The sequence below is a fragment of the Streptomyces sp. NPDC029151 genome, from assembly GCF_055564315.1.
In genome coordinates this window covers 1-21,979 of sequence record NZ_JBVHWQ010000006.1, presented here as the reverse complement: position 1 = coordinate 21,979, position 21,979 = coordinate 1, and the positions used below count along the sequence as shown (strand labels likewise).

Here is a 21,979-nt window from a genome sequence, read left to right as displayed (position 1 = left end):
GGACGAGCCCCCAGAGGACCGGTGCCGCCCTACGAGACTAGGCGGTGTCCGGTGTGTTTCACCCCCACTCGGGGTGCTTCACCTCACTTCGACGAACGCCCCCGCGTCCCGCTCGGCCCGCGGCCCCGGCTCCTGAGCCGGACGGCCGACCGCCACCGCGCCCATCGGGTCCCAGTCCGCCGGCAGCTCCAGCACCTCGCGCACCACGTCCCGGCAGAACATCGTGGACGACACCCACGCCGAGCCCAGCCGCTCCCCGGCCAGTGCGACCAGCAGGTTCTGCACGCCCGCGCCCATGGCGACCACGAACATCTCCCGCTCGGCACCGTCCCGTCGGGCGTCCCCGTAGGTGTGCGAGCCGTCCATGACGAGGCACGGCACGATCAGGTACGGCGCGTTGCGCAGCATGTCACCGCGGCGGACCCGCTTCTCGACGGACTCCTCGCTCCGGCCGTCCCGGCGCAGGTCGGCGATCCAGGCGTCCCGCATCGCGTCGAGCAGCCGTACCCGCGACTCCTCCGACTCCAGCAGCACGAACCGCCACGGTGTGGTGTGGTGCGGCGCGGGCGCGGTGACCGCGGCGGCCACCGCGCGGCGGACCGCGCCGGGGTCGACGGGGTCGTCGGTGAACGCCCGGACGGTACGCCGCTGGGTCACCGCCTCCCGTACCGCCTCGGAGGTGCCGAGCCGGAACATGTCGTTCTCCGCCGTACGCACCAGCGCCCGGGCGCCCTTCCCCTCTTCCTCACCTTCCTCACCGTCGGCCACGACGTGGGGCAGTCCGCGCACCACGGCCACCGGCCGGCCCTCCGCCTTGCCCTTGACCAGGTCTCCGGCGGCGGCCAGCTCGTCCGCCGTGGCGACGACGGTCGCGCTCAGCGGATTGCCGTACGCGTCCGTGCCCCCGCGCAGATCGTCCAGCACCCGCACCCCGGCGGCGCCGATCGCCACGTCCGTGAGCCCGGCCCGCCAGGGCCGCCCGAAGGTGTCGGTGACGACGACCCCGACCTCGACCCCGAGGGTGTCGCGCAGCCCGGCCCGGATCGCGCGCGCGGACGCGTCCGGGTCCTCGGGCAGCAACAGCACTGTCCCGGCGGGGGTGTTGGAGGCGTCGACTCCGGCGGCGGCCATGACCAGACCCTGCCGGTTCTCCACGATCCGCAGCGTGCCGCGCCGGGCCACCACGCGGACCGTCTCCGCGTCGATCGCGGCCTCCCGGTCGGCCGCCCGCACGATCCGGCCCTCCGCCTTGGAGACGATCTTGCTGGTGACGATCACCACGTCCCCGTCGGCCAGGCCCGGCTCGGCCGCGGCGATCAGCTTGGCGATGTCGTCGCCCGGCTGCACCTCCGGGATGCCGGACGGGGCCCAGACCCGGTACCCGGGCCGCTCGGCCGCCCCGGCGGACGCGTCTTCGCTCACGCCCCCCGCACCTCCTCGGCCAGTGCGAGCGCCTCACGCGCCATCTGCGCGGTCGCGTCCACGTCGGTCATCATCAGCGGGACGGCCCGGCAGCGGATGCCGTCCGCCTCGACCCGTCCGACCGCGCCCGCGTCGACGGTGTCGACCAGCCAGCCGTCCAGCAGCCCCGAGCCGTAGTGCTCGGCGACCGCGGCGGCCGTGGACTCCACGCCGACGGCGGCGAGCACCTTGTCGGCCATGCCGCGCACGGGCGCGTCCCCGACGATCGGGGAGAGGCCGACCACCGGCACGCCCGCCTCGGCGATGGCCTCGCGGATACCGGGCACGGCGAGGATGGTGCCGATGGACACGACCGGGTTGGACGGCGGGAAGAGGATGACGTCCGCCTCGGCGATGGCCTCCAGCACGCCCGGGGCCGGCTTGGCCTGCTCGGCGCCGACCGGGACGATCGCCTCCGCCGGGACGGAGGCGCGCAGCCTCACCCAGTACTCCTGGAAGTGGACCGCCCTGCGCTCACCGTCCACGTCGACGGCCACGTGCGTCTCGACGCGGTCGTCGGACATCGGGATCAGCCGCACGCCCGGCTTCCAGCGGTCGCACAGCGCCTCGGTGACCGCGCTCAGCGGATAGCCGGCGCCCAGCATCTGCGTCCGCACGATGTGCGTGGCGAAGTCCCGGTCCCCCAGCCCGAACCACTCCGGGCCCACGCCGTAGGCCGCCAGCTCCTCCTTGAGGTGGAAGGTCTCGTCGCTCCGTCCCCAGCCCTGCTCCTCGTTGATGCCGCCGCCCAGCGTGTACATCACCGTGTCGAGGTCCGGGCAGACCTTCAGCCCGAAGAGGTGGATGTCGTCGCCGGTGTTGCCGATGACCGTGATGTCCGCGTCCGGCACGGCCCGCTTCAGACCGCGCAGGAACCGGGCACCGCCGATGCCGCCTGCCAGAACCACAATGCGCATGGGCCCAGTCTTGCAGGCGGGTCCGACAACGCGTCAGACGACCACGGGACGCGCTTCGCAGTGCGGGGAGGAGTGCATCGGCATCTGGGTCAGCCCGGGGTGGTACACGTGCAGGCTGACCGCCGGCTCCAGCGCGTCGTTCACCACCTCGTGGACGTACCCCGGCGCGAACACCCGCTGCGCGCCCGCCGCCAGCGCGCGCGTGCCGCGCTCGGTGCGCTCGGTGAGGGTGCCCTCCAGGACGGTGAGCACACCGGACGAGGGCCCGTGGTCGTGCGGTCCGCTGCCCTGACCGGGCACCCAGGACAGCAGCCACACCTCGTATCCGGGTCCGGTGCGCAGCCGGTGGTACCAGCGGGTGGTGGCGTCGTAGCGGACGAGGTGCTCCCACTGGCCGCGGTCTGCGGCGATCGAGCGGGCGAGGCCCACGAACTCGGAGACGGTGGCCGGGTGCTCGCGCGGCGGCTGGAGCAGGTGGGGGACTTCGAGGATGTCGCCGGCGATCTGGAGGTCGTTGTCGCTGTTCATCGGGGTGCGGAGGTCCTCGGTGAAGAGTGGGGGGCTGGAGCTGGGGGGGGTGGAGCCGGAGGGCGTGGAGCCGGGTGACGCGTACGGTCCGCCCGGGTCACGGGCGGGCGGGGTGCCCCGGGTGAGGGGTCACACGGCGGGAGACGCGGCCGAGCCGGGATGGACTCGGGAACAGCCGGAGCGGGCTCGGCTCAACAGCTGGAACAGCAACAACAGCTACAGCGCGCGCGGGCGGCACCGAGGGACCCGGCGGTGCGGGTCGAGGTGGGCGCCAAGTTCGCGAGCATGCCCACTAGGACATCGGTTCACACCCGCACTGTCAACTCGGTGCCCGGTATGTGGGACATGTTTCACCTCATCCGGTTCACCTGGAAGGTGAAAGGTTTGCTCACCGGGAAGCCGGGACACATGGGGCACATCCGAGCGCTTGAGGCTCGCGGAACGGGATCGAACACGGAGGCGTCCTTCTGCGTACAGAGATCTGTACGGGGTGGCGGCCGTCCCCGTGGGTCCTGCTGCGTGTCAAGGTTTATGGCGATTTGAACACTTTCCGCACGGCCTTGGTTCCGCAGAGTGAATAACGGGCCCAATAGCAGATCTCGGCTTGACTCGCCCGGAGCAGCACACTTGTAATTTCACTCGTGTCGTTCAGCCGAGATCGGTAACGGCTACGCACGGGGACGCGAAAGACAGACGAGGGGCGCACATGACCGAGCTGGTGCAGCAACTGCTGGTCGACGACGCGGACGAGGAACTCGGCTGGCAGGAGCGCGCGCTGTGCGCCCAGACCGACCCCGAGTCCTTCTTCCCCGAAAAGGGCGGCTCCACCAGAGAGGCCAAGAAGGTCTGCCTCGCCTGCGAGGTCCGCTCCGAGTGCCTCGAGTACGCCCTCGCCAACGACGAGCGCTTCGGCATCTGGGGCGGACTGTCCGAGCGCGAACGCCGCCGCCTGAAGAAGGCCGCCGTCTGACGTACGGACGGCCGCGAACGCCAACGGCCCGCCACCCGCGGGCCGTCCACGGACGGCGGGCCGTCGTCGCCCGTCCGCCGCCCGGCCACCACCCCTCGTCGAGGCGCTACGCGCCGCCCCGTTTGGACTGCCGATAGTGTGGTCGCTCGTCCGAGACGCCCCGCTGTCCCCTCGACTCCCGAGAAGACGCGGGCGTCCACCGCAGTCCATCGAACCGGGGCCCGTACCTCGATGTCCGTGCACAGCCATACGGCCGCCCGAACCGGGGCCGCCACCGCTGGGTCCGACCCGACCCGCCCGCCCGAGTTCCCGCGTCATGTGGTGACCGCGGTCCTCGTCTCCCACGACGGCGCCCGCTGGCTGCCCGACGCGCTCGCCGGGCTGCTCGGCCAGGAACGCCCCGTCCAGTACGCCGTGGCCGCCGACACCGGCAGCGCGGACGACTCCGCCCGGCTGCTCACCGACGCCCTCGGCGACGCGAACGTGCTGCACCTCGCCCGCCGCACCGGCTTCGGCCAGGCCGTGGAGGAGGCGAGCCGCACCGCGCCCGTCCTGACGCCCGAGGAACTGCCGTACCTCAAGCGCCCCAGCGGCTGGGACCCCGTCACGCGCACGTGGCGCGACGACGCCTACGACCTGCCCGAACTGCCGCACGGCGAGCCCGTCCAGTGGCTGTGGCTGCTGCACGACGACTGCGCCCCCGAACCCGACGCCCTCGCCCAGCTGCTGCGCGTCGTCGACAACGAGCTCGAACTCGGCCGCGACGACGTCGCCGTCGTCGGCCCCAAGCTGCGCGGCTGGTACGACCGCCGGCAACTGCTGGAGGTCGGCGTCTCCATCGCCAACTCCGGCCGCCGCTGGACCGGCCTGGACCGCCGCGAACAGGACCAGGGCCAGCACGACCACGTCCGCACCGTGCTGTCCGTCTCCACCGCCGGCATGCTCGTCCGCCGCGACGTCTTCGAACAGCTCGGCGGCTTCGACCGCCGGCTGCCCCTCATGCGCGACGACGTCGACCTGTGCTGGCGCGCCCACACCGCCGGCCACCGCGTCCTGGTCGCCCCCGACGCGGTCGTCCGGCACGCCGAGGCCGCCTCCCGCGAGCGCCGCACGGTCGACTGCGCCGGCCGCACCGCCGCCTCCCCGCACAAGGTCGACAAGGCCGGCGCCGTCTACACCCTGCTCGTCAACACCCGTACCGCCGCACTGCCCTGGGTGCTGGTCCGGCTCGTCCTCGGCACCGTCCTGCGCACCCTCGCCTACCTCGTCGGCAAGGTCCCCGGCCAGGCCGTCGACGAGATCCGCGGCCTGCTGAGCACCCTGCTGCGGCCCGAGCGGATCATCGCCGCCCGGCGCCGCCGCGGCACCCCCCGGATCGACAAGGGCGAGCTGCGCCGGCTGTTCCCGCCGCCCGGCGCCACCGTCCGGGCCACCGTGGAACAGATCGCGGGCAGCTTCACCAGCGGCACCGACACCGACACCTCCTCGGCCGGCCGGCACGGCGGCGCCGTGGAGTCCGGCCCCGGCGGCGACGACGCCGAGTTCCTGGAGGTCGAGCAGTTCGCCCGGCTCAAGCGGATCGCCCGCCGGCCCGGCCCGGTGCTCTTCCTCGCGCTGCTGCTCGTCTCCTTCGTCGCCTGCCGCGCCCTGCTCGGCGGCGGCGCGCTGGCCGGCGGCGCCCTGCTGCCCGCCCCGGCCGACGCCGGCGACCTGTGGTCCCGCTACCTGGACGCCTGGCATCCGGTGGGCGCCGGCGGCGCCCCGTCCGCGCCGCCCTACCTCGCGATCGTCGCGACCCTCGCCTCGGTCCTGTTCGGCTCCACCGGGCTCGCCGTCACCGTCCTGCTGGTCTGCTCGGTGCCGCTCGCGGGCTTCACCGCCTACTTCGCCTCACGCCCCCTGGTCACCTCCCGGCTGCTGCGCGCGTGGGCGGCCGTCGTCTACGCCTTCCTGCCCGCCACCACCGGCGCCCTCGCCGGCGGCCGTATCGGCACCTCCGTCCTCGCCGTGCTGCTGCCGCTCATCGCGCGCGCGGGCATCGCCGCGAGCGGCCTGGCGAGCCGCACCGGCGCCCGCGGCAGCTGGCGCGCCACCTGGGCGTACGCACTGCTGCTGACCATCACCACCGCGTTCACGCCGGTGGTCTGGCCCATCGCGCTGCTGCTCGGCCTCGGCGTCCTGGTGCTGCGCCGCGGCGACCTCCTCGCCCACGGCCTGCGCTTCCTCGCCCAGCTCGGCACCCCGCTGCTGGTCCTCGCACCCTGGTCGCTGACCCTCCTGCCGACCGGCTTCTTCCAGGAGGCCGGCCTGGAGTACGGCCCCTCGGCCGCCTCCGCGCTCGACCTGCTCGGCGCCTCCCCCGGCGGCCCCGGCACCGTCGACGGCCTGATGCTCCTCGGCATCGTGCTCGCCGCGCTCGCCGCCCTGCTCCGTTCCCAGCGGCAGCTCGGCATCCGCACCGCGTGGGCCGTCGCCCTGGTCGGCCTCGTCTTCGCGGTGCTGTCCAACGAGTCCACCTGGGCCGGACCGGCCACCCTGGTCTACGGCATCGCCCTGCTGGCCGCCGCCGCCCTCGGCGCCGACGGCGCACGCGCACGCGTGGCCGAGCAGAGCTTCGGCTGGCGCCAGCCCGTGGCCGCCCTGATCGCCTTCGCCTCGGCCGCCGGCCCGCTGCTCATCGCCGCCGGCTGGATGATCGGCGGCGCCGACGGCCCCCTGCAGCGCCGCGACCCCGCCCAGGTGCCGGCGTTCGTCGCCGAGGACTCCACCGGCGGCGCCCAGGCCCGCACCCTGGTCCTCGACAGCGACTCCGCCGCGCGGGTGCGCTACACCCTGGTCCGCGGCTCCGGCGTCCGCATGGGCGACGCCGAACTCGCCGCCGCCGGCGGCGAGAACACCCGCCTGGACAAGATCGTCGCCAACCTGGTCGCCGGCTCCGGCGCGGACCAGGCCGACGAACTCGGCGGCTTCGCCGTGCGGTACGTCCTCGTCCACAAGGGCGCCCCCCGCGACATCACCCGGATCCTCGACGCCACCCCCGGCCTGTCCCGGCTCAGCCAGCAGAAGGGCAACGCCCTGTGGCGGGTCGACCAGGACGTCGCCCGCGCGGCCGTCGTGCCCGCCTCCGGCTCGGGCAAGGCCCGGACGGTCCCCTCGGGACCGGTGGAGATCCACACGACGATCCCCGCCGGCTCCGGCAGCCGCGTCCTGCGCCTCGCCGACAGCGCCGCCGACGGCTGGACGGCCACCCTCGACGGCGAGCCGCTCACCCGCACCACGGTCGACGGCTGGGCCCAGGGCTTCCGGCTCCCCGCCGCCGGCGGCCGGCTGGACGTCACCTACGACCCCCCGGTCACCCGCACCGCCTGGCTCTGGGCACAGGGCGCGCTCGCCCTCGTCCTCGTCGTCCTCGCGCTGCCCGGCCGCCGCCGCGACGTCGACGACGACCTGCCCGAGGAGGAGCCCCTGCCCGCCCAGGCCCCCACCGGCGAGGGCCGCCGCGCCCGCCGTCTGCGCGCCCAGGCCGAGGAGGCCGCCGCCGCGGACGCCCCGGCCGAGGACCCCTCCGCCGCGGTCCCGCAGCCCGCGACGGCGGTACCGCACCAGCAGTCGTACGAGGCGGGGGCCCCGCCGGCCGAGGAGAGCCGGGACTGGGGGAGTGACCCGGCCGCCTACGGGACCGACGGCTACGGCACGGACCCCTACCAGACCGCGACCGGCTACGACCAGCAGCCGTACCAGCAGCCCGACCCCTACCAGCCGGCCCCCTACGACCCGTACGCCTACGACGGCGGCGCCGGCCAGACGCCGTACGACCCGGCCGCCTACCGGCAGCAGGGCTACGACCCGGCCTACGACGCCACCCAGCAGGGCTACGACCCGGCCCCGCAGGCCTACGACCAGCACCAGCAGGGTTACGAGCAGGGCCGGCAGGGCTACGACCAGAGCCGGCAGGGCTACGACCAGCACCAGCAGGGCTACGACCCCGCCCAGCACCCCCACGGCACCGGCAGCCAGCGCCCCGACGGGAGCCAGCAGTGAACCGCACGACCCTGTCCCTGATCGCCGGTACGACCGCGCTGGCCGCCGTCACCGCGTTCGCCGCGTTCGACACGCCGTCCGCGTCCGGCGCCGCCGTCCCCCGGGCAGCCGCCCAACTCCCCGTGGAGCGCACGGGCCTGCTCTGCCCGGCGCCGAGCATGTCGGACATCGCGGACACGGCGTACACGTCGTTCACACCGGTGACCAAGGGCGCGGCGAGCAGCGGCAAGGCCCGGCTCCAGGCCGCCACGGGGCAGTCGGACGACACCGGCGGCAAGGGGGGCAAGGGCGGCAAGGGCGCAGCGAAGAAGACCGACGAACCGGGGCTCGCCCCGAAGGCACCGGGCACTCCGGCCACCGGCGAGACCTCCGGCGCGGAGGCGCCCGCGCTGATCGGCACGGCGGACGGCGGGTTCGCGTCGGGCTGGACCGTCCAGGAGACCACCGAGGTCGCCGCCGGCACCGGCCGGGGCCTGCTGGGCGTCAACTGCACCGGAGCGGACACCGAGTTCTGGTTCCCGGGCGCCAGCACGGCCGCAGGCCGCACCGACTACGTCCATCTGACCAACCCCGACGACTCCGCCGCCGTGGTCGACATCGAGCTGTACGGCAAGGACGGCGCGATCAAGTCCCCGCTGGGCGAGAACCTCACCGTCGACGCGCACGCGAGCGAGCCGATCCTGCTGTCCACCCTCACCGAGGAGCGGCAGGCCGACCTGACCGTGCACGTCGGCGTGCGCAGCGGCCGGGTCGGCGCGGCCGTACAGGCCCTGGACGACAAGGCGGGCGGCGACTGGCTGGCCGCCGCCGCGGACCCGGCCGGCAGCCTGGTCCTGCCCGGCATCCCGAAGGACGCCACCGACGTCCGCCTGACCGCCTTCACGCCCGGCGACGACGACGCCGACCTGAAGATCCGCCTGGCCTCGCCCGACGGTCTGATCACCCCGGCCGGGAACGAGACCCTGCACGTGAAGTCCGGCGTGTCGACGGCGGTCGACCTCGGCGACGTCACCCGGGGCGAGGCCGGCTCCCTGGTCCTGACGCCCACCGACCGGACCGTCCCGGTCGTCGCGGCCCTCCAGGTCGTCCGCGGCAAGGGCGACAAGAAGGAGACGGCGTTCATCCCGGCCACGGCCGCCGTCGGCACGCGCGCGACCTCGGCCGACAACAGTGCCAAGGGCACCACACTCGCCCTGACCGCCCCGGCCGGCACGGCCACGGTCAAGGTCACCGCCTCGGCCGGCAGCGAGGGCGGAACCCCGGTCACGAAGACCTACACCCTCAAGTCCGGCACCACCCAGAACATCGACGCCCCCGTCCCGGCAGGCCTGAAGGGCACCTACGCCCTCACCGTCGAACCCGTCTCCGGCGCCCCCGTGTACGCCTCCCGCACGCTCGCCGCCACCGAGGGAGGCGTCCCCGCCTTCACCGTCCAGTCCCTCCCGAACGACCACGGAACGGTTTCGGTACCGCGGACGGAGCAGGACCTGTCGATACTCCAGAACTGACCCACCCGCACCCCGGCGGCCCGCACCGCGGCACCGTGGCGACGACAGCCGACAGGACCGCCGGGCCCGCGCGGCCGGGGCGGCCGTAGCGCTGAATCGGCCTGCTGCGGGGCACGACACCACCCACCCACCCGGCAACCGCGGTCACGCGGCCGTGGCGGCGGGCAGCCGTGCCGCCAAGGCGGCGCGGGCGGGGCTCGGCGGCACCCCGCCGGCGCGGGCCGGCAGTCCGGCCTGCGACCGGCACCGGCACACCTACCGGCACCGGCACAAGCACCAGCCGGGACACAGCCCCGTCAGGCCCAGCCGGGAAGAACCCCCACCCCGGACTTCGGCCCCCGCCTTTCCGGCCTAATCCTCCCCGTACCGGGGATCCACCGTCTCCGGCGTCAGCCCGAGCAGCTCGGCCACCTGCTCGACCACCACTTCATGCACCAGCGCGGCCCGCTCGTCGCGCCCCTTGGTCCGGATCTCCACCGGCCGCCGGTACACGACCACCCGAGCCCGCCGCCCGTCCCGCGCGGGGGCGACCCCGCCGAGCGGGACCGCGTCGTCCTCCCACGCCGCCTGCTCCCCCCGCCCCTCCAGCCGGGGCACCTCCAGCACCAGGAAGTCGATGTCGGCCAGCTGCGGCCACCGCCGCTCAAGACGCTCCACGGAGTCCTGCACCAGGTCCGCGAACACCTGGGCACGGCTCGCCGCGAGCGGCACCTGCGGCGGTGCGATCGGCCCCCGCATGCCCCGCCCGTGGCGGTCACGGCGACGGGGCCCAGGGCCGGCGGCACGGGGCGGTACACGGTTGTCCATCACCGATGAAGCGTAGTCCCCGCACCCTTCGCCCGTCCGGCTCCACGCGGCAACCGGCCCAACGCCCCCCTGCCGCAGGATGACCATTCCAGCCAAGGTGTGGCTCGTTTCCGTAACTCTCCAAGACCACCGAACTCAAGCCGTTTGACGGTGTTTGTACCGACTCATGACCGGACGCAGTGCCGCCCGAGCCCCGCCTCACCCTCGTCCATGCAGGTCAGCAGGGCCCACTCGAAGGGGTGTGTGGGGCGTTTCACAGCCCGACACGGTGGAGTGACCTGGTGGAGAGTCGTCGCGGCCCGCTCAAGAGTGCGGTACCGTCCAACGTCGTGAGCCCTGTACGTCGCTGTTCGCGCACCGCCTGCGGCCGACCCGCCGTCGCGACGCTGACGTACGTCTACGCCGACTCGACCGCGGTCCTCGGCCCGCTCGCCACCTACGCCGAACCCCACTGCTACGACCTGTGCGCCGAGCACTCCGAGCGCCTCACCGCGCCGCGCGGCTGGGAGGTCGTACGCCTCCTGGACGGTTCCGCGCCCGCACGGCCCAGCGGGGACGACCTGGAAGCGCTCGCCAACGCCGTCCGCGAGGCGGCCCGTCCGCAGGAGCGCGCCGCGGAGGCGGGCGGCGGCGGTGGCCGTGCCGCCGACCCCATGGAGGTCGCCCGCCGCGGCCACCTGAGGGTCCTGCGCTCCCCGGACAACTGACCGTCACCCCGCGCCACTCCCGCCAGGCGTGACGATTCGCCTCCCGCCGGCGTCACGGACGGGGGCCCGCGAAGCGCCCGCACAGGGACCCCCGGGGAGACCGGAATGCGGTTCCGCGGAAGGGCCCGCTGGTGTCCGCGCACCTCCGCTTACCCCGGACGGGTAGTTTGTGGGCACCCATAGGACTTCAGGAGGGTTGGCCGTGACTGCTGATCTGTCGCAGATCGTGAAGGCGTACGACGTGCGCGGAGTGGTCCCGGACCAGTGGGACGAGGCACTGGCCGGACTCTTCGGCGCCGCCTTCGCGGAGGTGACGGGAGCGGCGGCCATCGTCGTCGGCCACGACATGCGGCCCTCGTCCCCCGGTCTCTCCCGTGCCTTCGCGCGCGGCGCCGCCGACCGCGGTGCGGACGTCACCGAGATCGGCCTGTGCTCCACGGACCAGCTGTACTACGCCTCCGGCGCGCTGAACCTCCCGGGCGCGATGTTCACCGCCTCCCACAACCCCGCCCGGTACAACGGCATCAAGCTGTGCCGCGCGGGCGCCGCCCCCGTCGGCCAGGACACCGGCCTCGCGGAGATCCGCGAGCTGACCGAGCGGTGGCTGGCGGAGGGCGCCCCGGCACCCGTGGACCGGCCGGGAACCCTCTCCGCGCGCGAGACGTTGGAGGATTACGCGGCGCACCTCCGCTCCCTCGTCGACCTCACCGCCATCCGCCCCCTCAAGGTCGTGGTCGACGCCGGCAACGGCATGGGCGGCCACACGGTGCCCTCCGTCTTCGCCGGCCTGCCCCTGACCCTCGTCCCGATGTACTTCGAACTGGACGGCACCTTCCCCAACCACGAGGCCAACCCGCTCGACCCGGCCAACCTCGTGGACCTGCAGAAGCGGGTCCCGGCGGAGGGCGCCGACCTCGGCATCGCCTTCGACGGCGACGCCGACCGCTGCTTCGTCGTGGACCAGAACGGCGACCCCGTCTCCCCCTCCGCGATCACCGCACTGGTCGCCGCCCGTGAACTCGCCCGCAACGGCGGCAAGGGCACGGTCATCCACAACCTGATCACGTCCCGCACGGTGCCTGAGGTGGTGAAGGAGAACGGCGGCACCCCTGCCCGCACCCGCGTCGGCCACTCCTTCATCAAGGCGGAGATGGCCCGCACCGGCGCGATCTTCGGCGGCGAGCACTCGGCCCACTACTACTTCAAGGACTTCTGGAACGCCGACACGGGCATGCTGGCCGCCCTGCACGTCCTCGCCGCCCTCGGCGGCCAGGAGGGCCCGCTGTCCGCCCTGGTCGCGCAGTACGACCGCTACGCCGGCTCCGGCGAGATCAACTCCACCGTCGCCGACCAGGCCGCCCGCCTCGCCGCGATCCGGGCCGCCTACGAGGGCCGTGCCGGCGTCACCCTGGACGACCTCGACGGCCTCACGGTCGCCGCTGCCGACTGGTGGTTCAACGTCCGCCCGTCCAACACCGAGCCGCTCCTGCGCCTGAACGCCGAGGCCAGGGACGAGGCCACCATGACGAAGATCCGCGACGAGGCGCTGGCGATCATCAGGGGCTGAGCGGCCCGCCCCATCAGCGGTAACCTGACCAGGCATATCCACGAAGACACACCGCCCTCCGAAGGGACACCCCATGGCGCTCGAAGCCGGCCTCCTGGAGATCCTCGCCTGCCCGGCCTGCCACGCCCCCCTGAAGGAGCAGGACACCGAGCTGATCTGCACGGGCCAGGACTGCGGCCTCGCCTACCCGGTGCGCGACGGCATCCCCGTCCTGCTGGTGGACGAGGCCCGCCGACCCGAGTGACGGGCCCCACCTCGTAGCACCCTAGGATCCCCGGCGACCGGAGGCTGCCCGCCCATGCTGGACGAATCGCTGCTCGACACCCCGGAGGGCCTCGCCGAGGCCGACCGCCGAGCTCTGCTGCGCGGCGCGGCGGAGGCCGGCGCCCGCGTCCGCACCGCCGTCCGGCACGCGGCCGAGGCCGGTATCGGCACCCTGAAGCCCGACGGCCGCCCCCGCGCGGTCCTCATCGCGGGCCCCGGCGCCGCCGCCACCCACACCGCCGACCTCCTTGGCACCCTGGCCGGCGCCGGCAGCCCCGTCGTACGGCTCGCCCCCACCGGCGTCGCCCCGGCCCCGGGCGCCCTGCGCTGGGAGCTCCCGGGCTGGGCCGGTTCCGTGGACCTGCTGCTGATCGCCACCCCGGACGGCGCCGAGCCGAGCCTGTCCCTCCTCGCCGAACAGGCCTACCGCCGCGGCTGCACGGTCGTCGCCGTGGCCCCGCCCCGCACCCCGCTCGCCGAGGCGGTCGCCGGCGCGCACGGCCTGTTCGTACCGATGGCGACGGCTCCGTACGACCAGGAGGAACCGCTCGCCGCGTCCTCCCCGGGCGTCTTCTGGGCGCTGCTGACCCCGCTGCTCGCGCTCCTGGACCGGGTCGGCCTGATCACCGCACCGCCGGACGCCCTGGAGAAGGCCGCCGACCGCCTGGACCACGTCGCGGAGCGCTGCGGCCCCGCCATCGCCACCTACGGCAACCCGGCGAAGACCCTCGCCGCCGAACTCGCCGACGCGCTCCCCGTGGTGTGGACGGAGGGCACCTCGGCCGGACCGGCGGGCCGCCGCTTCGCCGCCGCCCTCGCCGAACTCGCCGGCCGCCCCGCCCTGGTCGCCGAACTCCCCGAGGCGCTCGCCGCGCACAACGCCCTGCTGGCCGGCCCGCTCGCCGCCAGCGCCGACCCGGACGACTTCTTCCGCGACCGCGTGGAGGAGCCGCCCGCCCTGCACGCGCGCGTGGTGCTGCTCCGCGACCGCCCGATCAGCGGCCTCACCGCCGCCCCCGCCGCCCGCGACGTCGCCCTCAGCCACGACACGCCCATCAGCGAACTCGAACCGGAGGAGGGCGGCGAACTGGAGACCCTCGCGGAACTGATCGCCGTCACGGATTTCGCCGCCGTTTACCTGGCGCTCGCTTCCGGGGCCTGATCCAGGGGGTTTCGTTTGGATCAGGCCCGGTCAGGCCGCGGCACCCGGTGCGGGCGTCGCACGGCGGCGGACCACCGGCACCCCCGGGCGCGGCCGGGTGGTCCGGCAACGCGGCGGGACGCCGTGCCGGGCCTCGCGGACCCGGACTGATCCCCGTGAAGCCCCACAGTTCCGGGCCGGACCACCCGGGCCCGCCACCGGTGCCCCGAGGAGGCCGGCCGCCGGCGCCGGCCGCGCAGCGTACGTACGGAGACAGAGAAGACACATGGACCGCCTCGACAACACCGTCCGCCCCTACGCCTGGGGTTCCCCCACCGCCATCCCGCACCTCCTCGGCGTGGAGCCGACCGGCGAACCCCAGGCGGAGATGTGGATGGGCGCCCACCCCGGTGCCCCGTCGCGCACCGCGCGCGGAACCCTCGTGGAGGTCATCGAGGCCGACCCGGAGCGCGAGCTGGGCCCCCGCGCGGTCGCCAGGTTCGGCCCCCGTCTGCCGTTCCTGCTCAAGATCCTCGCCGCCGGCGCGCCCCTGTCCCTCCAGGTCCACCCCGACCTGGAGCAGGCCAGGGCGGGGTACGCCGACGAGGAGCGGCGCGGCGTCCCGCTCGACGCCCCGCACCGCAACTACAAGGACGCCAACCACAAGCCCGAACTGATCTGCGCACTCACCGAGTTCGACGGCCTGTGCGGCTTCCGCGACCCCGTCCAGGCCGCCGGCCTGCTCGACGGACTCGGCGTGGACTCCCTCAAGCCCTACGTCGACCTGCTGCACGCCCACCCCGAGGACGCGGCCCTGCGCGAGGTCCTCACCGCGATCCTCGGCGCCGACCGGGAGGAGACCGCCCACACGGTCGCCGAGGCCACCGCCGCCTGCACCCGCCTCGGCGGCGCCTACGCCCCCTACGCCGACATCGCCCACCACTACCCCGGCGACCCCGGCGTCATCGCGGCCATGCTGCTCAACCACGTGCGGCTGCAGCCCGGCGAGGCCCTGTTCCTCGGCGCCGGCATCCCGCACGCCTACCTCAGCGGCCTCGGCGTCGAGATCATGGCCAACTCCGACAACGTCCTGCGCTGCGGCCTGACCCCGAAGCACGTCGACGTGCCCGAACTCCTGCGCGTCGTGCGCTTCGAGCCCAGCGACCCGGGCGTGCTGCGCCCCGAGGCCTCCCCGGAGGGCGAGGAGGTCTACGAGACGCCGATCGACGAGTTCCGGCTCTCCCGGTACGTCCTGCCCGAGGGCGGAGCCGCCCACGACCTCACCCGGGACACCCCGCAGATCCTGCTCTGCACGGCCGGCACCGTCCGGGCCGGCGAGCACGAACTGGGCCCCGGCCGGTCCGTCTTCGTCCCGGCCGGCGAGACGGCGGAGATCACGGGGGCGGGCACGGTCTTCCGCGCCACCGTGATCGCATGACCGGGGTTGTGGATACCTGAGACGGTGAGCCCCGGCCGGGCTGCAAGAATGGCCCACCGGGCAAAGGCCGGGCAAAACCGGGCACCCGCCTGGACGGACGGATCAGGACCAGGCCGACAGAGGCGAAGGGACAACGCGAACACATGAGCGCGTCAGGCGGTACCAGGGCGATCGTGGCGGCACTCGGAGCCAACCTCGCGATCGCGGCATCGAAGTTCGTGGCGTTCGCGTTCAGCGGCTCCTCCTCGATGCTCGCCGAGGGCGTCCACTCGCTCGCCGACTCCGGCAACCAGTTCCTGCTGCTCGTCGGCGGCAGGAAGGCGCAGCGCCAGGCCACCCCGCAGCACCCCTTCGGCTACGGCCGCGAGCGGTTCATCTACGCCTTCCTCGTCTCGATCGTGCTCTTCTCCATCGGCGGCATGTTCGCCGTCTACGAGGGCTACGAGAAGATCCGTCACCCGCACGGCCTGGAGAACTGGTACTGGCCGGTCGGGGTCCTCGTCTTCGCGATCCTCGCCGAGGGCTTCTCCTTCCGCACGGCCATCAAGGAGTCCAACGAACTGCGCGGCAAGCTCTCCTGGAAGGAGTTCATCCGCCGCGCCAAGGCCCCCGAGCTGCCCGTCGTCCTCCTGGAGGACTTCGGCGCGCTCATCGGTCTGGTCCTCGCCCTCGGCGGCGTCGGCCTCTCCCTGCTCACCGGCGACGGCGTCTGGGACGGCATCGGCACCCTCTGCATCGGTGTCCTGCTCGTCCTGATCGCCCTGGTCCTCGCCGCCGAGACCAAGTCGCTGCTGCTCGGCGAGGCCGCCGGCGCCGAGGACGTCAGGAAGATCGAGGCCGCGATCGTCGACGGCGACACGGTCCCCCGCGTCATCCACATGCGCACGCTGCACCTCGGCCCGGAGGAACTGCTGGTCGCCGCCAAGATCGCCGTCCGGCACGACGACACGGCCACCGAGGTCGCGAACGCCATCGACGCCGCCGAGGCCCGCATCCGCGCCGCCGTCCCCATCGCCCGCGTCATCTACCTGGAGCCGGACATCTACAGCGAGGCCGAGGCCGCCAAGGGCCCCGACCCGGAGGCCACCCCGGGCGGACCCACCCCGCACCCCGCCGGCCACTGACGCCGACGTCCGGGCGGGTGGTCACCGCCGGCAGCTCAGCGGCCGCCGCCCGTCGTCGCGGCCACCCCGTGGGGGGCGGCCCGGCCGGGATCGTCACGTCGGTCTCCTCACGTTTCGTCGTCCGGGGGTGTCGTCCCGGACACCCCGCGAGCGGATCCGGAACTCCCGGTCCCCTGCATCCCGACCACTGGCACCTCCCCCTCGAAGACGTAAAAGTCCCTGTTCAGCCCGGTCCGTCGGCACCGGCTCCACGGTTCCCGCACGACCACCGCGCCCCGGACCCGCCCCTCGGACCGCCTGGAATACGACCCCGCGAATGCCCAGACGGACTGGGGCCCGGCGGGCCGTCCGGTGTAGCTTGGGACGGAGCCAGACGTCGCTGCTGATGGCGGTCGGGCGGTCCCACACGGACCGACCGAGGGAGAGAGGGCCTCCGACGGACTGCGCTGCGCGTACGTGGGCATGCCTGTGTCCTCTTCCCGGGCACCCCTGTGTCCGCCGCCGCGCAGACCAGCCGTACCCACCTCGCCCCAACCCCGAGGAGCAGCTCGTAATGACGACTGTCGACAACCGACAGGACTTCAAGGTCGCCGACCTCTCGCTGGCCGAGTTCGGCCGCAAGGAGATCACCCTCGCCGAGCACGAGATGCCCGGCCTCATGGCGATCCGCAAGGAGTACGCCGAGGCCCAGCCCCTCGCCGGCGCCCGCGTCACCGGCTCCCTGCACATGACCGTGCAGACCGCCGTGCTCATCGAGACCCTGGTCGCCCTCGGCGCCCGGGTCCGCTGGGCCTCCTGCAACATCTTCTCCACCCAGGACCACGCCGCCGCCGCCATCGCGGTCGGTCCGAACGGCACGCCCGACAACCCGCAGGGCATCCCGGTCTTCGCCTGGAAGGGCGAGACCCTGGAGGAGTACTGGTGGTGCACCGAGCAGGCGCTGACCTGGCCGGACAGCCCCACCGGCGGCCCCAACATGATCCTGGACGACGGTGGCGACGCCACCCTCCTCGTCCACAAGGGCGTCGAGTACGAGAAGGCCGGTGAGGTCCCCGCCCTGGAGACCGCCGAGTCCGACGAGCACCGCGTCATCCTCCAGCTGCTGCACCGCACCCTGGGCGAGAACCCCCAGAAGTGGACCCAGCTGGCCTCGGAGATCCGCGGTGTCACCGAGGAGACCACCACGGGTGTCCACCGCCTGTACGAGATGCAGCGCGACGGCGTCCTCCTCTTCCCGGCGATCAACGTCAACGACGCCGTCACCAAGTCGAAGTTCGACAACAAGTACGGCTGCCGCCACTCCCTGGTCGACGGCATCAACCGCGCCACCGACGTCCTGATCGGCGGCAAGACCGCCGTCGTCTGCGGCTACGGCGACGTGGGCAAGGGCTGCGCCGAGTCCCTCCGCGGCCAGGGCGCCCGGGTGATCGTCACCGAGATCGACCCGATCTGCGCCCTGCAGGCGGCGATGGACGGCTACCAGGTCACCACCCTGGACGAGGTCGTCGACAAGGCCGACATCTTCATCACCACGACCGGCAACAAGGACATCATCATGGCCTCGGACATGGCCAAGATGAAGCACCAGGCGATCGTCGGCAACATCGGTCACTTCGACAACGAGATCGACATGGCCGGTCTCGCCAAGGTGCCCGGCATCGTCAAGGACGAGGTCAAGCCGCAGGTCCACACCTGGACCTTCCCCGACGGCAAGAAGATCATCGTGCTGTCCGAGGGCCGCCTGCTGAACCTGGGCAACGCCACCGGCCACCCGTCGTTCGTGATGTCCAACTCCTTCGCGGACCAGACCCTGGCCCAGATCGAGCTGTTCACCAAGCCCGACGCGTACCCGATCGGCGTCTACACGCTGCCCAAGCACCTCGACGAGAAGGTCGCCCGCCTCCACCTGGACGCGCTCGGCGTCAAGCTCACCAAGCTGCGCCCTGAGCAGGCCGCGTACATCGGCGTGGAGGTCGACGGCCCGTTCAAGCCGGACCACTACCGCTACTGAGCTGGTGATCCCGTAGCCCCGCCTGCCGGGGGAGCGCGCCGGTGCACCGACGCATCCCCTGGCAGCAGGCCCTCCGAGGCAGGCCCCCGCACCCCCGTGCCGGGGGCCTGCCCCTTTGGCCCTCCGAACCGAGGGCTTCCGGCCCCGAAGCCAAGGCTCTGGCCCCGCGGCCAGGGCTCTGTTCCCGCACCCAGGGCTTCGGGCCGGAACTCAGGACTCCCGACCGGACCCGCCCGTCACGACCCAGGACCCCCATGCCCCGCGGCCGCTATTCGCTCCATGATCCGCACGATCACACCCCCCTCGGAGAAGAACACTTCCAGTGCGCCCCCGGTCCGTCCGGCTGGCGCTATGTCTCCCGGCTGACCGGCCCCGCCGGCGATGACCGCGGCTCGGTCGACCTCGCACTGGACGACCTCGGCCGTCCCATCCGCCTCGAACTCCACGCGGGCGGCTGGCAGGTGCGCGGCGCCGCCCTCGACGGCGTCACCTGGGTCCGCACCGACCCCACCGGCACTCATGCCACCGAAGGCAATGTGCGCGCCCACGCCTTCACCGGCACGTCCCCCGCGTTCCTCGTCGCCACCGCCCGGCTCCTGCGCCTCACCCCCTCGTCCGCCGCGACCCGCGTACGCCTCGTGGCCTTCACCGATCCCGTCCTCGCCCCCCGTACCGTGGACCAGTCCTGGGCTCTGGTGAACAGCGAAGCACACGCCACTGACAACGGCCCCCTGGCCGTGGACGAATACCAGGTCACGGCCCTGGACACCGGCGAGCGGCACACCGTCCACATCACCGGGGACGTCGTCCTGGCCGCGCCCGGGATCGAGCTGGAGGACCTGGAGTCACCCCCCTCCCGGTTCGACTGAGCCGGGCCCCCAGGGGCGGCCCGCCCCGGGCCTCCTGCGCCCCTCCCGGCCCGACCCCGGCCGGCCCGCGCTACGCCGGCGGCGCGAACCCCGTGGCCGGCCGCTCGGTCCGCGGCTCGTCACCCGGTGCAGGCGGGGACAGAAGCGGCGCCTGCGGAGCCAGGTCCCGGGGCGGACTCGGGACGGGAGCCGGCCGAACGGAACCCAGGGGAGGGGGGAAGCCCGAAGGCTGGTAAGCGGCGGGAGGCTGGTGCGACGCGGGAGCGTGAGGGGCGAGACCCGCCCGGGCGAAGCCGCCGAATGCGGCCCCGCCGTGACCGAAGGCCTGCCGGGCGTCACGGGACTGGCGCTCATGCACCACGGCCGCCAGAAACGCGGCAGGCGGCAGATCCGGGGGCACCGGCGCCCCGGTACGCCCCGCGAGGTCGACGGCCAGCCGCTGGGCCATCCCCGCCGCGACCTGCGGATCGAGCTGCTGCATCCGGATCAGGTACTGCCGGACGGCGAGCCACAGCCCGTCCGGCACCGCGGACAGGTCCAGCTCGGCGAACCGCCCCACGAGCCAGGGCGGCGGAGGCGGCACGAACCCGGTCCGCCCGGCCGGTATCCGCTCGCGCACGACCAGCGTGCCCGCGAACACGTCCCCGAGCCGCCGACCGCGCGCCGAGACCAGCGAAGCGACGCAGGCCACCACCCCGAACGTCATCAGAATCTCGACCACCCCGAGCGCGCCTCGCACCAGCGCGTGCCGGAAGCGGATCGGCCCCCCGTCGTCCCGCACCACCCGCAGCCCGAACGCCAGCTTCCCCAGTGAGCGCCCGTGACTGAGCGTCTCGACGGCCACCGGCCCACCCACCAGCACGAGCAGAAACGCTGCGATGGACAACGCCACCTGCGCGGCCTCGTCCAGCGAGGCCGTCGACGCCACCAACACCATGATCACGACGATGTACGCGACCACCGCCACCACCAGGTCGAGCAACACGGCCAGCGCCCTGCTCGGCAGCTTCGCGGGCCGCAGTTCGAGCGCCACCGCCTCGCCGGTCACCAGCTCACTCACGCCCGCCGTCCTTCCCTGGTCCCCTGAACCGCAAGTCTGCCAAGCTGTCGGCACATCGCGCCGCAGTACGACAAGCTGACAGCAACGACGAGCATCCACGACGACCGCGACGGGCCGTGGAGGAACAGCCGAGGAGCAGGCAGACCCGATGGACCTGGACGTCTTCGTCTCCGTGCACCGAGCCGAATGGGACCGGCTCGACGCGCTGCTCCGCCGCCGACGCCGGCTCACCGGTGCGGAAGCAGACGAACTCGTCGCCCTCTACCAGCGCACCGCCACCCACCTTTCCCTCGTCCAGTCCAGCGCACCGGACCCGCAACTGACGGGACGGCTGAGCCGGCTCGTGGCACGCGCGCGTAGCGCCGTCGCCGGCACGCGCCGCGCCTCGTGGCGTGACGTCACGCGCTTCCTGAGCCGGGGCTTCCCGGCCGCCGTCTACCGCGCCCGTCACTGGTGGGTGCCCACGGCACTCGTCTCCACGGCCGTCGCCGTCCTCCTGGGCTGGTGGATCGGTACGCACCCGGAGGTGCAGTCGTCCATCGCGGCGTCCAGCCGGCTGCGCGAGCTGACCCGCCCCGGCGGCGAGTACGAGACCTACTACTCCAGCCATCCCGCGGCCGCGTTCGCCGCCCAGGTGTGGACGAACAACGCCCAGGCGGCGGCGATGTGCCTGGTCCTGGGCGTCTTCCTGGGACTGCCTGTCCTGTGGATCCTCTTCCAGAACATGCTCAACCTGGGCGTCGGCTTCGGCCTCATGTCCTCGGCCGGCCGCCTGGACACCTTCCTCGGCCTGGTGCTCCCGCACGGCCTGCTCGAACTGACCGCGGTCTTCGTCGCCGCCGGTACCGGTCTGCGCCTCGGCTGGACCTTGATCGACCCGGGCCCACGCAGCCGGCGCACCGCACTCGCGGAGGAAGGACGGGCCGCCGTCGGCATGGCGATCGGACTAGCCCTGGTCCTCTTCGTCTCCGGCGCCATCGAAGGCTTCGTCACCCCCTCGGGCCTGCCCACCTGGGCCCGCATCGGTATCGGGATCGCGGCCGAGCTGGCCTTCCTGACGTATGTCTACGTCCTGGGCGGTCGCGCGGCACGCGCGGGCGAGACGGGTGATCTAGAAGGGGCGGACCGCAGCGCCGCCGTCCCCACGGCCGCCTGACGCCCCGCCGGATGTGCACTCGGCCCCCGTGGGCTGCTAGTCTCCTCTCCGCCCCGCGAGAGCCGTTGACACGGAGGGAGTGGGGAGGTAGATTCAAACAGTTGCCCGGAGTTGGACATGTTCCCCCGGCAGCCGCTAGAATCTAATCGCTTCTTCAAGAAGGTCGTGAACGACGTCTTGAGAGGCATCCCCGATTACTCGGAAATGAGCGGCCGTTCAGAACGGCCGAGAACTTCTGATAAAGTCGGAATCGCCGGAAAGGGAAACGCGAGAGCGGGAACCTGGAAAGCGCCGAGGAAATCGGATCGAGAAAAGATCTGATAGAGTCGGAAACGCAAGACCGAAGGGAAGCGCCCGGAGGAAAGCCCGAGAGGGTGAGTACAAAGGAAGCGACCGTTCCTTGAGAACTC

17 protein-coding genes are annotated in these 21,979 nt (G+C 73.3%); 12 read left to right on the top strand and 5 right to left on the bottom strand.

Annotation, left to right across the window (positions count from 1 at the left end; genetic code table 11):
* Positions 1 to 78: 78 nt before the first annotated feature.
* The 3 genes from ACZ4VF_RS22395 to ACZ4VF_RS22385 are packed head-to-tail and all read right to left on the bottom strand — an operon-like array spanning position 79 to position 2,906.
* Entirely contained in the window at positions 79 to 1,422 is a 1,344-nt protein-coding gene (locus tag ACZ4VF_RS22395) for a coenzyme F420-0:L-glutamate ligase (RefSeq protein WP_467928034.1), read from the bottom strand.
* Entirely contained in the window at positions 1,419 to 2,378 is a 960-nt protein-coding gene (gene cofD / locus ACZ4VF_RS22390) for a 2-phospho-L-lactate transferase (protein WP_467928033.1), read from the bottom strand. The genes ACZ4VF_RS22395 and cofD overlap by 4 nt, the downstream gene beginning before the upstream one ends.
* Positions 2,379 to 2,411: 33 nt before the next feature.
* On the bottom strand, positions 2,412 to 2,906 hold the full coding sequence (locus tag ACZ4VF_RS22385) for a cysteine dioxygenase (RefSeq protein WP_467928032.1): 495 nt from the start codon (positions 2,904 to 2,906) through the stop codon (positions 2,412 to 2,414).
* Between the two features lie 706 nt (positions 2,907 to 3,612).
* Here ACZ4VF_RS22385 and ACZ4VF_RS22380 point away from each other — a divergent pair.
* From ACZ4VF_RS22380 to ACZ4VF_RS22370, 3 genes are all read left to right on the top strand, one after another.
* Positions 3,613 to 3,876: a WhiB family transcriptional regulator gene (locus ACZ4VF_RS22380; protein WP_003975777.1), complete on the top strand. Its 264-nt coding sequence runs from the start codon at positions 3,613 to 3,615 to the stop codon at positions 3,874 to 3,876.
* A 231-nt stretch (positions 3,877 to 4,107) separates the two neighbouring features.
* Positions 4,108 to 7,917 carry a glycosyltransferase family 2 protein gene (locus ACZ4VF_RS22375; RefSeq protein WP_467928030.1) on the top strand — a complete coding sequence of 1,270 codons (3,810 nt, stop codon included), beginning with the start codon at positions 4,108 to 4,110 and terminating at the stop codon, positions 7,915 to 7,917.
* Positions 7,914 to 9,425, top strand: a complete 1,512-nt coding sequence (locus ACZ4VF_RS22370; RefSeq protein ID WP_467928029.1) for a DUF5719 family protein — start codon at positions 7,914 to 7,916, stop codon at positions 9,423 to 9,425. Before ACZ4VF_RS22375 ends, ACZ4VF_RS22370 begins: the two co-directional genes overlap by 4 nt.
* Before the next feature lie 351 nt (positions 9,426 to 9,776).
* On the opposite strand, the gene ACZ4VF_RS22365 is transcribed toward ACZ4VF_RS22370, so the two are convergent.
* Positions 9,777 to 10,163: a metallopeptidase family protein gene (locus tag ACZ4VF_RS22365; protein ID WP_467928028.1), complete on the bottom strand. Its 387-nt coding sequence runs from the start codon at positions 10,161 to 10,163 to the stop codon at positions 9,777 to 9,779.
* A gap of 350 nt (positions 10,164 to 10,513) precedes the next feature.
* Here ACZ4VF_RS22365 and ACZ4VF_RS22360 point away from each other — a divergent pair, with 350 nt between their 5' ends.
* The 8 genes from ACZ4VF_RS22360 (at position 10,514) to ACZ4VF_RS22325 (ending at position 19,353) form a co-directional block, all read left to right on the top strand.
* Positions 10,514 to 10,939, top strand: a complete 426-nt coding sequence (locus ACZ4VF_RS22360; protein WP_467928027.1) for a DUF3499 domain-containing protein — start codon at positions 10,514 to 10,516, stop codon at positions 10,937 to 10,939.
* Positions 10,940 to 11,141: 202 nt separating this feature from the next.
* Positions 11,142 to 12,506 (top strand): phosphomannomutase/phosphoglucomutase, encoded by a 1,365-nt coding sequence (locus ACZ4VF_RS22355; protein ID WP_467928025.1) that lies wholly within the window; start codon positions 11,142 to 11,144, stop codon positions 12,504 to 12,506.
* Positions 12,507 to 12,579: 73 nt separating this feature from the next.
* On the top strand, positions 12,580 to 12,750 hold the full coding sequence (locus ACZ4VF_RS22350; protein WP_189983189.1) for a Trm112 family protein: 171 nt from the start codon (positions 12,580 to 12,582) through the stop codon (positions 12,748 to 12,750).
* Between the two features lie 54 nt (positions 12,751 to 12,804).
* Positions 12,805 to 13,932, top strand: coding sequence for an SIS domain-containing protein (locus tag ACZ4VF_RS22345; protein ID WP_467928024.1), 1,128 nt, complete (start codon positions 12,805 to 12,807; stop codon positions 13,930 to 13,932).
* Positions 13,933 to 14,197: 265 nt separating this feature from the next.
* Positions 14,198 to 15,349 (top strand): mannose-6-phosphate isomerase, class I, encoded by a 1,152-nt coding sequence (gene manA, locus ACZ4VF_RS22340; protein ID WP_467928023.1) that lies wholly within the window; start codon positions 14,198 to 14,200, stop codon positions 15,347 to 15,349.
* 143 nt (positions 15,350 to 15,492) lie between these two features.
* The gene (locus tag ACZ4VF_RS22335) at positions 15,493 to 16,473 is read left to right on the top strand and encodes a cation diffusion facilitator family transporter (protein ID WP_467928022.1); all 981 of its coding nucleotides are present in this window, start codon (positions 15,493 to 15,495) and stop codon (positions 16,471 to 16,473) included.
* 553 nt (positions 16,474 to 17,026) lie between these two features.
* Positions 17,027 to 18,484 (top strand): adenosylhomocysteinase, encoded by a 1,458-nt coding sequence (ahcY, locus tag ACZ4VF_RS22330; protein ID WP_467928020.1) that lies wholly within the window; start codon positions 17,027 to 17,029, stop codon positions 18,482 to 18,484.
* Positions 18,485 to 18,738: 254 nt separating this feature from the next.
* Entirely contained in the window at positions 18,739 to 19,353 is a 615-nt protein-coding gene (locus tag ACZ4VF_RS22325) for a hypothetical protein (RefSeq protein ID WP_467928019.1), read from the top strand.
* A gap of 70 nt (positions 19,354 to 19,423) precedes the next feature.
* Here ACZ4VF_RS22325 and ACZ4VF_RS22320 read toward each other — a convergent pair whose 3' ends face one another.
* Entirely contained in the window at positions 19,424 to 20,413 is a 990-nt protein-coding gene (locus ACZ4VF_RS22320; protein WP_467928018.1) for an RDD family protein, read from the bottom strand.
* 148 nt (positions 20,414 to 20,561) lie between these two features.
* Here ACZ4VF_RS22320 and ACZ4VF_RS22315 point away from each other — a divergent pair, with 148 nt between their 5' ends.
* Positions 20,562 to 21,569, top strand: coding sequence for a stage II sporulation protein M (locus tag ACZ4VF_RS22315; protein ID WP_467928016.1), 1,008 nt, complete (start codon positions 20,562 to 20,564; stop codon positions 21,567 to 21,569).
* The last annotated feature ends 410 nt before the right edge of the window (positions 21,570 to 21,979 follow it).

Bases quoted from the DNA above. Each gene is read 5' to 3' on its own strand.
- cofD (WP_467928033.1), bottom strand. From the start codon at position 2,378: ATGCGCATTGTGGTTCTGGCAGGCGGCATCGGCGGTGCCCGGTTCCTG.
- ACZ4VF_RS22385 (WP_467928032.1), bottom strand. From the start codon at position 2,906: ATGAACAGCGACAACGACCTCCAGATCGCCGGCGACATCCTCGAAGTC.
- ACZ4VF_RS22380 (WP_003975777.1), top strand. From the start codon at position 3,613: ATGACCGAGCTGGTGCAGCAACTGCTGGTCGACGACGCGGACGAGGAA.
- ACZ4VF_RS22375 (WP_467928030.1), top strand. From the start codon at position 4,108: ATGTCCGTGCACAGCCATACGGCCGCCCGAACCGGGGCCGCCACCGCT.
- ACZ4VF_RS22365 (WP_467928028.1), bottom strand. From the start codon at position 10,163: ATGCGGGGGCCGATCGCACCGCCGCAGGTGCCGCTCGCGGCGAGCCGT.
- ACZ4VF_RS22350 (WP_189983189.1), top strand. From the start codon at position 12,580: ATGGCGCTCGAAGCCGGCCTCCTGGAGATCCTCGCCTGCCCGGCCTGC.
- ACZ4VF_RS22345 (WP_467928024.1), top strand. From the start codon at position 12,805: ATGCTGGACGAATCGCTGCTCGACACCCCGGAGGGCCTCGCCGAGGCC.
- manA (WP_467928023.1), top strand. From the start codon at position 14,198: ATGGACCGCCTCGACAACACCGTCCGCCCCTACGCCTGGGGTTCCCCC.
- ACZ4VF_RS22335 (WP_467928022.1), top strand. From the start codon at position 15,493: ATGAGCGCGTCAGGCGGTACCAGGGCGATCGTGGCGGCACTCGGAGCC.
- ahcY (WP_467928020.1), top strand. From the start codon at position 17,027: ATGACGACTGTCGACAACCGACAGGACTTCAAGGTCGCCGACCTCTCG.
- ACZ4VF_RS22325 (WP_467928019.1), top strand. From the start codon at position 18,739: ATGCCCCGCGGCCGCTATTCGCTCCATGATCCGCACGATCACACCCCC.
- ACZ4VF_RS22315 (WP_467928016.1), top strand. From the start codon at position 20,562: ATGGACCTGGACGTCTTCGTCTCCGTGCACCGAGCCGAATGGGACCGG.